Below are 13,847 nucleotides of genomic sequence, written 5' to 3'. Positions count from 1 at the left end.
TGGCGCTGGCCGCGTTCGGGCTCAGGGGTTCAGCTCGCAGCCCGGCGGGGTGTAGCCGAGCTCACGCTGGACGTTGGGCGGATCGCAGGCTTTCTTGTCTCCCGGTGCTGCGCAGCCGCCGGTAAGAGCAGCGAGCACTGCCAGGAGAGAAACGCGGAGGTAAGTCTTCATGGGTAGCTCCTTCAAGGTTTGCCCGGTGGGGCGTCGTACGGCAGTGAGTTGCCGATGGGGCGTGCTGGCCTGATCTCAGTCCAGCCCGAATTGCTTGCGCAGGCTCGTGGCGACGGGGCCGGCCGGCATGAAGCGCCGCAGCTTGCTCAGCAGGCCGGCCTGGCCGGGAACCGGACGGCGCATCTGCCAGGTGCCGAAGGCCGCAGCGACGACGGTCGCGGCGACCTTCTCGGGGTCATCGCCACCGTTGAGGCTGGCCGAAACAGCCCGCGTGACCAAGCTGCGTTCGCGGTCGTAAGCGTCGATCAGCGTCGCTGCCCGATGCGTGTTCGCCTCAAGGTTTGTCCTGGTGTAGGTGGGCTGGACCAGAGTCACCCGGACGCCGAACTGGCGGAGTTCGTGGTCCAGCGATTCCGACATGCCCTCGACGGCGTGTTTGGATGCCGCGTACAGCCCCATGTACGGGGCCGGAAGGAAGCCCACCACCGAGCTGATGTTGATGATCCGACCTTGCCGCTTCTCGCGCATGTGCGGCAGGACCGCCTGCGTCACGCGGAGAACACCGAGCAGGTTGGTGTCGAACAAGGTGGCCACCTCTTTAGGCGTGGTCTCCTCCACCGACCCCAGCAGGTTGACGCCGGCGTTGTTGACCAGGACGTCGACATGCCCCCCACGGCTGATCACCTTCAGCGCGCCGACCAGCACGGAGGCGTCATCGCGCACATCCATCTCAACCAGCTCGACGCCAGTGATCGGCGCGGCCTTGTCCAGGTCGCGCACCGTACCGAAGACGCGACTACCTCTCGCGACGAACTTCTTGGCCGTGGCGAGTCCGATTCCGGATGAAACGCCTGTGATCAGGACGACAGGTTGACTGGTCATGGAAATCTCTGGTTAGCGAGCTGAGGCAGGGCGAAGCTCGGCCTCCACGCGTACCTGCGCACGCGTGACGCCTTGTGGTTGGGAGGGCCGCGGGTCGGTCTCGCGGCGGCTTGGTCAGGTAACGTGACTCGAGGAGTCGCCAGCCGGGGCGTGGCTTGCCAACGGAGCGCCGTTCACCACCTTGTCTCCGCCGGGTCGGATGCGGAACCAGATCGAATACATCGCCGGCAGGAAGACGAGCGTCAGGACGGTGCCGGCCAAGGTGCCACCGATCAGCGTGTAGGCCAGCGTCCCCCAGAACACCGAGTGGGTGAGTGGGATGAAGGCCAGGATCGCTGCCAGCGCGGTCAGGATCACCGGTCGGGCGCGCTGCACGGTCGCTTCGACCACCGCATGGAAGGGCGACAACCCGGCCTGCTCGTTGTGGTGGATCTGACCGATCAGGATGAGCGTGTTGCGCATCAAGATGCCCGACAGCGCGATCAGGCCGACCAGCGCGTTGATGCCGAAGGGCTGGTGGAACACGAGCAGCGTCGGCACCACGCCGATCAGACCTAGTGGGCTGGTTAGGAAGACCATCACCATCGCAGCCAGCGAGCGGACTTGCAGCACGAGGATCAGCAGCGTGGCCGCCAGCATGATCGGGAAGATCGGCAGCATCGCGACCATCGCCTTGCCTGATTCCTCGATGGAGCCGGCCTCCTCGATCTTGTAGCCAGCCGGCAGCTTGTCCACGATGGGCTTGAGCTGCTGCGTGATGGCCGTTGACACATCCGGCGGCTGCAAGTCTTCAGCGATGTCGCCACGGACCGTGATCGTGGGCATCCGGTCGCGGCGGCGCATGACGGGTTCTTCCATGCGAACATCGACGACGCCAACCTGGGACAGCGGGATGCGCTGACCGTTGGCACCTGCCAGCGTGAAGTCACCGATTCGGGCCGGATCGAGGCGCACGTTGCCGGCGGAACGCGCGACCACCTGGACCGTTCGGATGTCCTCGCGAACTGTGGTGACCGGCACGCCGCTGAGCAGGAACTGCAGCTGCTGAGCGACCGAGCTCGAGCTCAGGCCCACGGCCTGCAGGCGCTCCTGCTGCAGTGTGAAGTGCAGCGTCGGCGTGCGCGTGCCCCAGTCCGTGTTGACTGTGCGCATCATGGGACTGAGGTCCATCACGTGCTGCACGTCCATCGCGACCTTGCGCAGCACCTCGGGATCGGGACCGGTCACCCGGTAGGCCACCGGGAACGGCGAGTAGGGACCGAACACCAGCTGGGTGACGCGCAGGCGAGCCTCAGGGGCCAAGCCATCGGCGATGGCCTGTCTCAGACGCAACTTCAGTGCCTCGCGCTCATTCTGGTTGTCCGTGCGCACGACGATCTTGGCGAACGACGGATCGGGCAGCTCGGGCGCCATTGAGAAGTAAAAGCGTGGCGCGCCCTGCCCAACGTAGGCTGTCACTATCTTGGCCTCGGCCTGCTTGGACAGCCAGGCCTCGACCTTGGATGCCGTTGCGCTGGTTTGGCTGATGGACGTGCCGTAGGGCATCTGCACCTCGACCAGCACTTCAGGCCGATCCGAGATGGGGAAGAACTGCTTCTTCACCACGGACATTCCGACCACGGACAGCACGAACAACCCGACGACCGAGCCGGCGACCAGCCATTTGCGCGCGATGACGCGGCCCAGGGTCTTGCGGAAGCGGTTGTAGCGCGGCGTGTCGTACAGCGCCTCGTGCCCGCCCTCGACGGTCTTGAAGTTCGGGAGCAGCTTAACGCCCAGGTATGGCGTGAAGAACACCGCGACCAACCAAGATGCGATCAGCGCGATGCCGACGATCCAGAACATGTTGCTGGTGTATTCACCAGCGGTGGAGCGCGCGAAGCCGTTGGGCATGAATCCGACGGCCGTCACGAGCGTCCCGGACAGCATGGGCGCCGCGGTGTGGCTCCAGGCGTAGGCCGAGGCGGCCAGGCGGCTGTAGCCCTCCTCCATCTTCACCACCATCATTTCGATGGCGATGATGGCGTCGTCAACCAGCAGGCCTAGTGCCAGGATCAACGATCCCAACGTGATCCGGTCGAAGTTCTTGCCCGTCGCCAGCATGACAACGAAGACAGCCGCCAGCGTCAGGGGCACCGCGGCAGCCACCACCACGCCAACGCGCCAGCCCATGCTGACGAAGCACACCACCATCACCACCAGCAAGGCGACGACGAACTTCACCATGAACTCGTCCACGGCCGAACTGATGTTCACGGCCTGGTCGGTGACCTTGGTGAGACTGATGCCGGTGGGCAGTTCGGCGTTGATGCTTTGCATCTCACCGTCGAGCGCCCTGCCGAGGTCCAGGCCGTTCCAGCCGTCGCGCATGACGATGCCGAGCAGCAGTGCTGGCTCGCCGCCGCTGCGGATCAGGAAGCTCGCGGGGTCTTCATAGCCGCGCTTGACGGTGGCGATATCCGACAACTTCAGCGTGCGGCCCTGGGCGACCACCGGGGTATCGCGAATCTTCTGCAAGTCGTCGAACGCGCCGTCGACGCGAATAAAGACTTCGGGGCCGTGCGTCTCGACGGAGCCGGCAGGCGTCAGTGCGTTCTGGCCATTCAAGGCGGCGAACACGTCCTGCGGGCTGAGCCCCAGGGTAGCGATGCGCTCGTGGGAGAACTCGACAAAGATGCGTTCGGATTGCTCGCCGACGATGTTGACCTTCTTGACGCCCGGCACGTGCAGCAGGCGCTGGCGCAGCTTCTCCGCGTCACGCACGAGAGCGCGCTGCGGCTCGCCCTTGGCCTTCAGCGCGTACAGGGCAAAAGTGACATCCGAGTACTCGTCGTTGACGAACGGACCAACTACGCCAGGAGGGAGGTTCCTCACCTCATCGCCCACCTTCTTGCGAGCTTGGTAGAACTCCTCCTGGACCTCCGCGGGCGGCGTCTTGTCCAGCAGCGTCAGTGTCGTGAAGGCGAGGCCCGGTCGGGTGAAGGTCTCGGTACGGTCGTACCAGCGCAACTCCTGCATGCGCTTCTCGAGCTTCTCGGCGACCTGGTCCTGCATCTCTTGCGCGGTGGCGCCCGGCCAGGCAGTGACGATCGTCATCACCTTGATCGTGAAGGCAGGATCTTCGGCGCGGCCGAGTTTGAAGAACGACAACACCCCTGCCGCGGAGACCAGTAGCAGCAGAAAGACAGTAATGGCGCGCTCGCGAACCGCGAGCGCCGACAGGTTGAAGCGGCCCTCGCTCACGGGTGGCTCCCAGTCTTCACCGCGGCCGCGGTCTGGTCCATCACGCGAACCTGGACACCATCGCGCAGCAGGTGCGCGCCGAGCGCGACAACCACATCGCCGCGCTTGATGTCGCCCGCGATCTGAGCGCGGTCATCGTCGACGCGCTTGACGGCAACCGGCCGCCAACTGACCTTCGTCGGCGAACCGCTGACGACCCATAGCCCGGGGCCCTTGCCGGCGTCAAACAGCGCGCCGATCGGCACCTGCAGGGCGGTCTGGCCATTCGATGCCTCGGTCATCATGCCCACCGTGACCGTGGCGCCCAGCGGGGCATCGCCCAGCGGGCCGTCCAGCACGTAGCGCGCTTCGAACGTGCGGGTGAGCCGGTCGGCCGCGCTTGAGAGTTGGCGCAGCTTGACGGGGCTGGCGGCGCCTTCACTGCCGAACAGCCGCGCTTCGGCTTTGGAGCCGATCGCCGGTCGCAGCGTCTCGGGGAGTTGGACAACTGCCTCACGAAGTCCCGCATGGGCCAGACGCACCACCGGTTGACCAGCACCCACCACCTGGCCGGGCTCGGCCAGCGTTTCTGTGACGACGCCGTCAGCGTCGGCGACCAGCTCAGCGTAGCGACTTGCGTTGCGCGCGACGCTGGCTTGGGCTTCGGCGGCGCTGAGCTGCGCCTTGGCCGCATCGGCCGCTGCCTTGGCTTGGTCGTAGGTCGCAACCGAGATGGCGCCGGTGCCGCGAAGATCGCGATACCGGAGTTCGTCGTCAGCAGTCTGCTGAGCGCGAGCCTTGGCTGCCGCGACCGCATTGTGCTGGGCCTCGGCCGCCAGCTTCAGGTCCTCGGGGTCGATACGCATCAGGAGCTGACCGCGTTTCACGGTCTGGCCAGCGTCGACCAGCCGCTCCAGCACCTTGCCCGGCACCCGGAAGCCCAAGTCGCTCTGGACCCGAGCCGCCACGATTCCCGTGAAAGATCGCGATGAGCCCGAGGCGTCTTGGACGGATGCGGTACGCACCAGCGGCAGCTGGGTACGCGCATCCGGGATGGCCGTTGATTCGCCACAGGCGACCAAGGCCAGCGGCAATACGCAGAAGACTGCAGAGAGAGCGAGGCGACGCCGGCGCATGAAGGTCCCTTTGATGACTAATCAGGACCTTCATTTTGGTACCAGTGACCAATTCAGTCAATGGTCACATGGATGCTAAGGCGACAGACTTCTCAATACGAGGCTCGCCAGCAATGCCGGCGCTTCTTCGCTGCCCTCCATACTGTGCTGAAGCAGCAGTGGATTGCGGAAGGGGCGCATGACCAAGTGGATGGATGTCACCGTCTCGTCCAGAGGGGTCTTGCGCTCAAAGTCACCTGACTGCCGCCCCTCTTGCAAAACGTCCAAGAGCAGCTGGCGCATGCGGGCGTCGTACTCCACGACGGCCTGCCAATCCTCGGTCGCGGCGGAAGCGGCGATCTCGAAAAGCTTGCGGTCCTGGAAGAAGAGGCGAAGGCTTGCCTCTGTGATGACTTTGAAAATTCGCCTGAGCTTGTCAGGTGGCAGGGTCGCTTCCGACACTGCCTGGCAGACGTCCGCCTCGATCTCCGCGAGACAGTTCGCGCAGATCATTTCGCCGATCGCCTGCTTGGATTCAAAGAACTTGTAGATGTAGGCCTTGGAGAAGCCGATGGCCTTCGCCAAGTCGGAAACCGTGGTCTTGCTGTAGCCGTACCTGCTGAAGTGCTCCGTGGCGGCTGCCACGATCTGATCGCGCACATCATGGTCTACCGGTCCGCGTGCCGGCGCAGTTGATGAACTCGTTTGGGTCATAGGGTGTCAGCTTACGGCAGACAAGCGTGGTTGGACAAATGGTGACCATTTGGTATTATGGTCACTCAAGATTCAAGGACGCGCTCTATGCACTCCCGGCTCGCTTTCGCCGCCCTCCTTATTGCCAGCCTGACCGTCGGGTGCGCCGTCAGCCCGACTTACACCCGCCCCAGCGTCGCCATCCCTGACCACTTTCAAGGGCAGGCGCCAGTGGAACACCGGACCGCCACCGGCAGCGCCGATCTTGCCGAGTGGTGGGCGGCCTTCGACGACGCGCAATTGGCGCAACTGGTCAAGATTGCACTGGAGCAGAACCTGGATCTGGCTCAAGCGACTGCCAGGGTTACCCAGGCGCGCGCCGCGGTGGGTATGGCAAACGCCGCTCTGCTGCCGTCCGCCGCCGTCGGCGCACAAGCCGCTCGGGCCTACCAGTCGGTGGAGACGCCGCTTGGCCGGGTGCTGAACTCCAACCCGAACTTTGATCGCTACGGCAGCTCCTATGAAGCCAACGCCACCGCCGGCTGGGAACTCGACGTGTTTGGCGGACTGCGGCGCGGAAAAGAGGCGGCCCTGGCCGACTACCAGGCGTCGGAAGCCGGTGCCGTCGCCGTGCGGCTCGTCGTTGCGGCCCAGACCGCCGACGTCTACGTGAGCATCCGCGGACTACAGACCCGCCTGTCGATCGCGCTCCGCCAGGTCGAGACCCAGCAGGATCTTCTCGCCAAGGTCAAGTTGCTTTACGGCAAGGGTCTGGCCGCCGAGCTGCAGGTCGATCAGGTCGTCGGTGAGCTGTCGCAAGTGCGTTCGTCCATCCCGGTGCTCCAGGCCGGCTTGTCGACCGCCATGAATGCATTGGATGTGCTGCTGGGTGCAGTACCGGGCACCTACAGCGCCGCGCTATCGACTGGCGGCGCCATCCCGGCGGCCCCGCAGATCGGCGTTTCCGGCGCCCCTGCCGAGTTGCTGCGTCGCCGCCCAGACCTCATCGTGGCCGAGCGCCGCCTCGCTGCGGCCAATGCCCGTATCGGTGTGGCAATCACCGAGTACTACCCGAAGTTCTCGCTGAGCGGTCTGGTCGGCAGTGCCACTTCCATTTCCGGCGGCAACCTCTTCACCGGCGGCGCGAGCCAGTACGCAGGCGTCCTCGGCCTGAGATGGCGGCTGTTCGACTTCGGTCGCATCAACTCGCAGATCGAGCAGGCCAAGGGCCAGGAAGCCGAGCTGCTGGCCAGCTATCGGCTGGCCGCCCTGAAGGCGACAGAGGACGTCGAGAACGCTTTCGCTAACCTCGTATACAGGGAGGCCCAGGTGGCGGAGCTCACGCGGGCGGTCGACGCGCTCACCCGTTCACGTGCCGCGACGTTCGCCGCGTACGAGAAGGGCGTCGTGAGCCTGATCGAAGTACTACATGCAGACGAAAAACTACTGCAGGCTTCTGATGCGCGCGCCCAGGCGTCAGCTGAATCCGCCCGAGCCGCGATCGCGTCGTTCAAGGCGCTTGGTGGCGGCTGGCAGCCCACTGCGCATCAGGTGGCCACCAGCAACTGAACGCTCCTGGGCGGCCCGCATGCGGCCAGTTAGTGGTCAGGCGTTGTCGCCTGAAATGCGCTGATGTGTTGATCGTGGCCCGAAAAGTTGGGCGTTACCGAAGCGCAGGTTCGCGAGTCGGTCGGACATGTCGGCAAAGAGGCCAGCGATGTTGAAGTACATCTGAGGGGCACCCGATCGACGACGAATGCTGAACTGAACAAGAATGCGCTTCGAGTGGAGCAAAGCACCGATGTCGGACAAGCACCCCGTGACTCCTGACGGTCGGTACTTCGTAATGATGGGACGACTCTGGCGCCGATCAAATCCTGCCGTGCCTCCGGAGCAGTCCCGGAGCTTGGTGAGCGAGCTCATGGATGCCCGGCGGCAGCTTGCCAGGAAGGACCTTCAGCACCGAGGTGCGCGCGCGAACGCGCGCTAGGGTTGACGCAGCCAAACGGGCGTTGGATGAGCGTTGGCGAGGCTGGTGGGATGATGGCGCACCGGACGCTTCGTTTCAGCCTCGCTTAGGCTTGCGTCTGTGCCGTAGCTTGTTCCCAAGCATCGGTCCGCCGGCCGACTTTGGTTCCAGCAGCGCCACGGCGGTCATCTGTGCCTTCGTGGGAAAGCGCAATTTGGCTGCCTTGTTGGCCAGCTCGTCGCTGATCAAGACGAACTTCCCCGGTGCGACCTTGACTCGCTTCATTGGCACACCCACTTCCACTTACGCTGCACAGGCGCGACTTAGACGCCGCGACGCGTGATTGCCCACCGTCCGTCCATCAAGAGATCGCGTCGGCGGTCACCTCCGGAGGAAGCGCGACGCTTACGTCAGCGCTTTCGGGCAGTGGAACATGAATGTCCGCGTCCGGTCCATATGCGCCGACGAATCGCAACGCATGTGCGCGCCCAGGACCCGGCATCGGCACTTTGGGACGCATGCGGTGCACGTGGTACTCCCCAGGCAGGATGGGCACGCGTCGGCCGGCTACGGTGTAGCCGGCCAGTCGCACGCCCGCTGGCACTTTGATGCGATAGCACTCCATGGTGCAGCGTATGGTTGTAGTTCTGGTTGGGTGAGTTCGCCGTCCAACGTTCAGGACCTCAAACCACCGAAACGGCAATGCGTCGCGGCTGGGCATGCGCCTGTTTCGGAATGCGCAGCGTCAGCACGCCGTCCTTCACGCCTGCCTCGATGCGGGCCGTGTCGAGTTCACGGCTGAGGGTGAAGGCACGTCGGTAGCGCGGCACGTTGAGCTCGGCCCACATGCCACGCATGCCCTCGGGCGCGATGACAGCCACCTCGCCCTCGATCACCAGCGTCTGGCCGTCCAGCCGGACATCCAAGCCTTCGCGCGGAACGCCCGGCATATCCGCAAGGACAGTGATGCTCGCCGCGTCTTCGAAGATCTCAACCGCGGGCTCGGCGGCCTCGCGAGAGGTCGCCGATCGGTTGGCCGCCGACGCGCTGGCATCGGACGCCGAGAGTTGTGCGTGTACCGGCTCGGTGCGGGTCAGTTGCGTTTGAGCAGACATGGTGGTTCCTTGCAAACTTGATTCAACCGATCACTGAACGTTGATGCGCTGCGGCCGAGCCGCTTCGCGAAGACCGACGCTCACGCGAAGCACGCCGTCGCGGTATTGCGCCTCGACGCTCCCGGTATCTGCCTCGTCGGGTAGCGTGACTGCGCGGCTGAAGCGGCCGTGCCAGCGTTCCGTGGCGTACAGCTGCACCGCCTCCGACGCGCTGCGCTCAGTCTGCTTGCGCTCACCGGAGATCCGTAGCACGCCGCGCTCCACGGTCACGTCGATGGCCTGGGCATCCAAGCCCGGCGCAAAAGCGTAGACCTCGATGGACCGTTCGGTGCGTCCGATGTTCAGGCTCGGGAAGCTTGCGGCGGTCGAGGACCGGATGCCGTCCGCAAATCCGTCGGACGAGCGGGAGCGCGACAGTGCCTGCTGCAGCTGCGCGAGTTGCTCCAGCAACCCTTGGGGACGGTGGAAAGCGGTGTCGAACATCAGAAATCCTTTCGTTGATCGATGAGTCGACAGTAGGCGTCGGCGCTGGCGTTTCGAGCCGCGATGAAGCCGTGGGCTGTTGCGACCGGGCCTTGCGCCGGCTCATGCCGATGGCGACGCTAAAGCTCAGCTCTCGTGCCGATCAGCGACCGCGGTTCAGCGTTTGTCGCAGAGGCGCTCACCAGCGGGCCTCAGGGCTGCTGGGTGACGCGCGAAACAGGGTCCCGACGTGGGTTTCAGCCGTCGCAGCGTCTCGCGTGCGAGCAGGTAGGCTTGAAGCTGTGCCGGGCTCAACGGGAGCCTTTTGCGCCGGGAGACGGGCTCTTCCGAAACATCGGTGGCATCAGGTAGTTGCTTGGCCATGGTCCAGTCCTCATCCGAATCGATGGATGGCGGTTCGACACGGATTTAGGAACTTGTCGAGGCGAGTTCAAGAGCAAGTGGATTAAGTAGAAACCCCAAAGTCACGCCCTTGCCGTGGTTCTGCCCAGCCAGCGCCGGTATTGCGGCCACCACGTCTATTCAGAGTGGGCCAGCGCGCCTTTGAAACGCCTCCACGATCGCGAGCACTGTGGCAACTTCGTGGAAGACATGGCGCCGCCGTGCCTCGACGTCCGCAAACTCCTTGGCCGATGGCGGGAGCTCGAGTTCGGCGAGATGCGCATGCCGCAACCACCCACCCAGACAAGAGCCGGCAATATCAAGGGCTCGGTCGGACACCTCCCCGTCCTTGCTCTCCTCCGCGATCTCGAAAATCGCGCGCAAGGGGATACCTGCCGCGGCGGCGGCATGGAAGCTTCTTGGTATCAGGGCGGCGGCGCGATGCGCCGGAATGCCGTCAGAGGGGCTGGTAGGCACGGGGGTGCAGTGGGTCAGACCGGGCAGAGTCTGGGGAACAGGATGACAGGGCTCCACGCGGGGAAACCCTCCGCAAGCGTTTGGCAATTCAGCGGACAACATGCAGTCATCCGCGTCACCCGCGAAAAAGTTCACTTTTGTCACTTTGCGGTGATAGAAGCGTTAAAGATCGCCCTTCAGAATGCGCTTCACAGGGTAATTACTGAGTCGACGACAACACCTGCATTCCAGTCGACGACCTACGCAGTACGCACATGAATCTCAGTCGCAAGCTTCCACTGGCCATCGCCACAGCATTGCTGCTCACACTGGCCGCCGGCTTTTTCGGGCTGTGGACAGCCCACCGATCGCTCCAGGTCTTCCAGACCGAGGTCCAAGGCCACGTCACGGAAGAGCGCATGGCGGCCGAACTCGAGAGCCACTTCAAGACCCAAGTTCAGGAGTGGAAGAACGTTCTGCTGCGCGGCTCGGATGCCGGGCTCCTGGACAAGCATTGGAAAGCGTTCCAGGACGAGGAGAAGGCGGTGCAGGACAAGTCAGGCCGCCTGTTGACGATGCTCGATGATCCGGAGCTGCGGCAATTGACCGAGCGCTTCCTGGAACAGCATCGCAAGATGGCGGCCGGCTATCGCAGCGGGTTGGAAAAGTTCCAGAACTCCGGCATGGATGCTTCCGTCGGCGATATGGCGGTGCGGGGCGTGGACCGGGAACCGGCGAAGTTGCTCCGAGAGCTGGCTGCGACCATCGCTCAGCGCAGTGAAGCGGTGGCCAGCGACGCCTACGCCCAAGGCACTCAGGCCACGCGGTTGAGCTTCGTGCTGATGATTACGGCCACTGCCTTGGGCGTGCTCATCGGCATCCTCATCACGCGCGCCGTCGTGAAGCCGCTCAAGCAGGCCGTCTTTGTCGCGGAAGAAGTCGCACAGGGCAACTTGGCGCAGCGCATCGAAACGAGCCGAAGCGACGAAGTGGGTCATCTGCTGCAGTCGCTGTCGGCTATGCAGATGCAGCTGCGCGAGCTGGTGATCGAGGTGCGTGGCAACGCCGAGCAGGTGGCCTCGGCGAGTTCTGAAATCGCGGCGGGCAACGGTGACCTGGCCGCGCGTACCGAGCATCAAGCGTCCGCGCTGCAGGTCACTGCTTCGTCAATGGACCAACTCGCCACCACGGTTCGCAGCAATGCTGAACACGCCAGGGCGGCCAACGATCTTGCGTCCAAGGCCAGCGACATCGCCACCGAAGGCGGCAAGGCCATCGGCGCGGTGGTCGGGACGATGACCAGCATTCAGGATGCCTCCCAACGTGTCGTGGACATCATTGAGGTGATCGACGGGATCGCCTTCCAGACCAACATCCTGGCGCTCAACGCGGCCATCGAGGCGGCTCGCGCCGGTGAGCTGGGGCGCGGTTTTGCGGTCGTGGCCGGAGAAGTGCGAACGCTGGCTCAACGCAGTTCCAGCGCCGCGAAGGAGATCCGGGAGCTGATCCTGGCCAGTTCGTCGCGCGTTGAAGCAGGCGCCGGCGAAGTGCAAAGTGCGGGCGCCACCATGCAAAGGGTCGAAGAGGCTATCGTCAATCTGTCCAGACTCGTTCAGGCGATCAGCCTGTCCAGCGGCGAGCAGAGCATTGGCGTCGGTCACGTCAACGAAGCCATCGTACGCATCGAAGAAGGCACTCAGCAGAACGCTGCGCTGGTGGAGGAGACCTCAGCGGCCGCGGAGAGCCTGCGCACGCAGTCGCAGCGTCTCGTGACCCTCATGGAGCGCTTCCGGACGGCGTGATCTGCATCCTGGGCTTTATGCGCCCTTACTGGCCCCGGTTCGCTCAGTCAGAGGGTGGGCATCCCGCGGCAAGCAAGTCGCCTAGTTCCGTCTCCAGCTGTCTGAAGTCCACGGGCTTGAACCAGAAGGCGCAAGCGCCGGCTCTGACTGCCGCTTGGACGCTCTCCGCATCCACGTTGCCGGTCAAGAGGGCGATGGGGGCTGCCCGGGGCGACGAAAGAGCGAGCAGTCGACGCAGCACTTCCACGCCTCCGAGGTCGGGCAGATTCATGTCCAGGATGACGGCATCCGGCTGCTCTCTTTCATAGGCGGCGATGCCATCGAGCCCGTTCTCTGCGACCGTCAACGTCAGTCCCGAGAACCCTTCGGCCCAGCACTGCATGAGCCGGATGTTCACCTCGTTGTCCTCGATAAAGAGCACACGCCCCTTGAGTCGATGCAAAGTATTGGGCGCCATGTGAGTTCTCCTCCAGAGCCTCGTGGCACAGCAGCACGGTCGATTTAGTCCTCGGCAAAGGCCGCTCCCAACGCAAGGGTAGAGCGGTTGAGCCACGCAGGTGCGGGACCAGGCGATCGCCGACGTTGGCTAGGCCGCGAGCCGATCGGACATCGCTCGCGTCTTCTCGGAACACGGGGTCGAAAACCGCCGATTGCGTCGAGGCCAGCGACAGCGGTGTGTCACACCAGCGCTTCCAGAGCGGCCAGAAACTTCACGGACTCGAGTGTGGAACCAGCCGGTGGCGCCGTCTGCGGTGCGGCACCTGCGGGCCATGCCCATATCGCTTGTCTGTGGCTAGTTCGCTTCTTGCGCACCCACTCATCCTCCTCGCCGGCGATCAACATCCCGCGAGGCTCAATGCGCAGCACCTGCGCATTGAGCAGCTCAACATGCCAGCCGCACTCACCCCTCTGGGGGGTAAGGAGGCACACCATCGGGCCGCGATCGTCCCGCCCCTCGTAGAAGCTGCGTCGGAAGGCGAGATTTCCCAACAATGGCGTCTGCCCGCGAACTTCCACCGGCGTCAGTTTGACGCCAGCGCGGCGAAGGCGGAGGGCATAGACCAGCATGGATAACTGTATTTGCATACAGTATATCGGTCGCGGGATGAGCGGCGCCCCTCGCCACGGCGTCTCGGGCCGCGAGCTGCCAAGTCCTCACGCAGTACTACGCCTGCGGCGGACGCTTATCGTCTTCGATGCTTCGGCTCATGTCTCCCTCAAGTGACATGGTCGCGATGGCTTCCCGCGCCGCGTCGCGCGCATCGTCCGGCAGTCTGTACGTGCCCGCCAACGGTACGCGAACTGTCTGACTGGGGTCTTTGCCAATGCCGACCACCAAAACGGGATAGAAGGTGCCGTCTTCGCTCTCCTGCACCTGCACATCTGCCCAAAACTGTTCAGCGTCCATGGGCCAAGGGTACGTGCTGTTGCGTCGAAATTGCCCTCCCGGTGACGTCTACTGACCTTCGTTGGCAATCTGCGTAGGCATCGTACGCATGCGACCGCGCCAATTCAGATTTCCGAAAAGTGAAACGGTGCACGGGTGATGGTTGCGTTT

The 13,847-nt window shown here is 64.2% G+C and carries 14 protein-coding genes; 4 read left to right on the top strand and 10 right to left on the bottom strand.

The window, feature by feature from the left end; translation table 11 throughout:
* Positions 1–21: 21 nt before the first annotated feature.
* The 5 genes from CDN99_RS28785 to CDN99_RS23890 form a co-directional block, all read right to left on the bottom strand.
* Positions 22–171, bottom strand: coding sequence for a hypothetical protein (locus CDN99_RS28785; RefSeq protein ID WP_158218946.1), 150 nt, complete (start codon positions 169–171; stop codon positions 22–24).
* 75 nt (positions 172–246) lie between these two features.
* A complete protein-coding gene (locus CDN99_RS23905; protein ID WP_088387507.1) occupies positions 247–1,053 on the bottom strand; it encodes an oxidoreductase in 807 nt (268 codons plus the stop codon).
* Between the two features lie 114 nt (positions 1,054–1,167).
* Positions 1,168–4,296: an efflux RND transporter permease subunit gene (locus CDN99_RS23900; protein ID WP_088387505.1), complete on the bottom strand. Its 3,129-nt coding sequence runs from the start codon at positions 4,294–4,296 to the stop codon at positions 1,168–1,170.
* Entirely contained in the window at positions 4,293–5,411 is a 1,119-nt protein-coding gene (locus tag CDN99_RS23895; protein ID WP_088387503.1) for an efflux RND transporter periplasmic adaptor subunit, read from the bottom strand. Before CDN99_RS23895 ends, CDN99_RS23900 begins: the two co-directional genes overlap by 4 nt.
* Positions 5,412–5,486: 75 nt before the next feature.
* On the bottom strand, positions 5,487–6,104 hold the full coding sequence (locus CDN99_RS23890; RefSeq protein WP_088387501.1) for a TetR/AcrR family transcriptional regulator: 618 nt from the start codon (positions 6,102–6,104) through the stop codon (positions 5,487–5,489).
* Positions 6,105–6,191: 87 nt separating this feature from the next.
* On the opposite strand from CDN99_RS23890, the gene CDN99_RS23885 reads away from it, so the two are divergent.
* Entirely contained in the window at positions 6,192–7,652 is a 1,461-nt protein-coding gene (locus tag CDN99_RS23885; RefSeq protein ID WP_088387499.1) for an efflux transporter outer membrane subunit, read from the top strand.
* Positions 7,653–7,739: 87 nt separating this feature from the next.
* Positions 7,740–7,913: a hypothetical protein gene (locus tag CDN99_RS29775; protein WP_141100955.1), complete on the top strand. Its 174-nt coding sequence runs from the start codon at positions 7,740–7,742 to the stop codon at positions 7,911–7,913.
* 822 nt (positions 7,914–8,735) lie between these two features.
* Here CDN99_RS29775 and CDN99_RS23875 read toward each other — a convergent pair.
* Both CDN99_RS23875 and CDN99_RS23870 read right to left on the bottom strand, forming a co-directional pair.
* On the bottom strand, positions 8,736–9,167 hold the full coding sequence (locus tag CDN99_RS23875) for an Hsp20/alpha crystallin family protein (RefSeq protein ID WP_088387497.1): 432 nt from the start codon (positions 9,165–9,167) through the stop codon (positions 8,736–8,738).
* A 30-nt stretch (positions 9,168–9,197) separates the two neighbouring features.
* Positions 9,198–9,650 carry an Hsp20/alpha crystallin family protein gene (locus tag CDN99_RS23870; protein ID WP_088387495.1) on the bottom strand — a complete coding sequence of 151 codons (453 nt, stop codon included), beginning with the start codon at positions 9,648–9,650 and terminating at the stop codon, positions 9,198–9,200.
* A 477-nt stretch (positions 9,651–10,127) separates the two neighbouring features.
* Between CDN99_RS23870 and CDN99_RS28450 the strand changes: the two genes are divergently transcribed.
* Positions 10,128–10,766: a hypothetical protein gene (locus CDN99_RS28450; RefSeq protein WP_141100954.1), complete on the top strand. Its 639-nt coding sequence runs from the start codon at positions 10,128–10,130 to the stop codon at positions 10,764–10,766.
* A complete protein-coding gene (locus tag CDN99_RS23860) occupies positions 10,763–12,289 on the top strand; it encodes a methyl-accepting chemotaxis protein (protein ID WP_088387491.1) in 1,527 nt (508 codons plus the stop codon). Before CDN99_RS28450 ends, CDN99_RS23860 begins: the two co-directional genes overlap by 4 nt.
* Before the next feature lie 43 nt (positions 12,290–12,332).
* Here CDN99_RS23860 and CDN99_RS23855 read toward each other — a convergent pair whose 3' ends face one another.
* The 3 genes from CDN99_RS23855 to CDN99_RS23845 all read right to left on the bottom strand — a co-directional run bounded on the left by CDN99_RS23855 (position 12,333) and on the right by CDN99_RS23845 (position 13,697).
* Entirely contained in the window at positions 12,333–12,746 is a 414-nt protein-coding gene (locus CDN99_RS23855) for a response regulator (RefSeq protein WP_088387489.1), read from the bottom strand.
* 221 nt (positions 12,747–12,967) lie between these two features.
* A complete protein-coding gene (locus CDN99_RS23850; RefSeq protein ID WP_141100953.1) occupies positions 12,968–13,357 on the bottom strand; it encodes a VOC family protein in 390 nt (129 codons plus the stop codon).
* A 97-nt stretch (positions 13,358–13,454) separates the two neighbouring features.
* Positions 13,455–13,697, bottom strand: coding sequence for a hypothetical protein (locus CDN99_RS23845; RefSeq protein WP_088387485.1), 243 nt, complete (start codon positions 13,695–13,697; stop codon positions 13,455–13,457).
* Positions 13,698–13,847: the final 150 nt, after the last annotated feature.

It is taken from the genome of Roseateles aquatilis, from assembly GCF_002205645.1.
In the GTDB taxonomy this organism is placed as follows: domain Bacteria; phylum Pseudomonadota; class Gammaproteobacteria; order Burkholderiales; family Burkholderiaceae_C; genus Roseateles; species Roseateles aquatilis.
This window is presented reverse-complemented; position numbering and strand designations above follow the sequence as displayed.

What these genes read in the sequence shown, in the direction of transcription:
- CDN99_RS23885 (WP_088387499.1), top strand. Translation starts at nt 6,192, where the DNA reads ATGCACTCCCGGCTCGCTTTCGCCGCCCTCCTTATTGCCAGCCTGACC.
- CDN99_RS23860 (WP_088387491.1), top strand. Translation starts at nt 10,763, where the DNA reads ATGAATCTCAGTCGCAAGCTTCCACTGGCCATCGCCACAGCATTGCTG.
- CDN99_RS23855 (WP_088387489.1), bottom strand. Translation starts at nt 12,746, where the DNA reads ATGGCGCCCAATACTTTGCATCGACTCAAGGGGCGTGTGCTCTTTATC.
- CDN99_RS23845 (WP_088387485.1), bottom strand. Translation starts at nt 13,697, where the DNA reads ATGGACGCTGAACAGTTTTGGGCAGATGTGCAGGTGCAGGAGAGCGAA.
- CDN99_RS28785 (WP_158218946.1), bottom strand. Translation starts at nt 171, where the DNA reads ATGAAGACTTACCTCCGCGTTTCTCTCCTGGCAGTGCTCGCTGCTCTT.
- CDN99_RS23895 (WP_088387503.1), bottom strand. Translation starts at nt 5,411, where the DNA reads ATGCGCCGGCGTCGCCTCGCTCTCTCTGCAGTCTTCTGCGTATTGCCG.
- CDN99_RS23875 (WP_088387497.1), bottom strand. Translation starts at nt 9,167, where the DNA reads ATGTCTGCTCAAACGCAACTGACCCGCACCGAGCCGGTACACGCACAA.
- CDN99_RS23890 (WP_088387501.1), bottom strand. Translation starts at nt 6,104, where the DNA reads ATGACCCAAACGAGTTCATCAACTGCGCCGGCACGCGGACCGGTAGAC.
- CDN99_RS23870 (WP_088387495.1), bottom strand. Translation starts at nt 9,650, where the DNA reads ATGTTCGACACCGCTTTCCACCGTCCCCAAGGGTTGCTGGAGCAACTC.
- CDN99_RS23905 (WP_088387507.1), bottom strand. Translation starts at nt 1,053, where the DNA reads ATGACCAGTCAACCTGTCGTCCTGATCACAGGCGTTTCATCCGGAATC.
- CDN99_RS23850 (WP_141100953.1), bottom strand. Translation starts at nt 13,357, where the DNA reads ATGCTGGTCTATGCCCTCCGCCTTCGCCGCGCTGGCGTCAAACTGACG.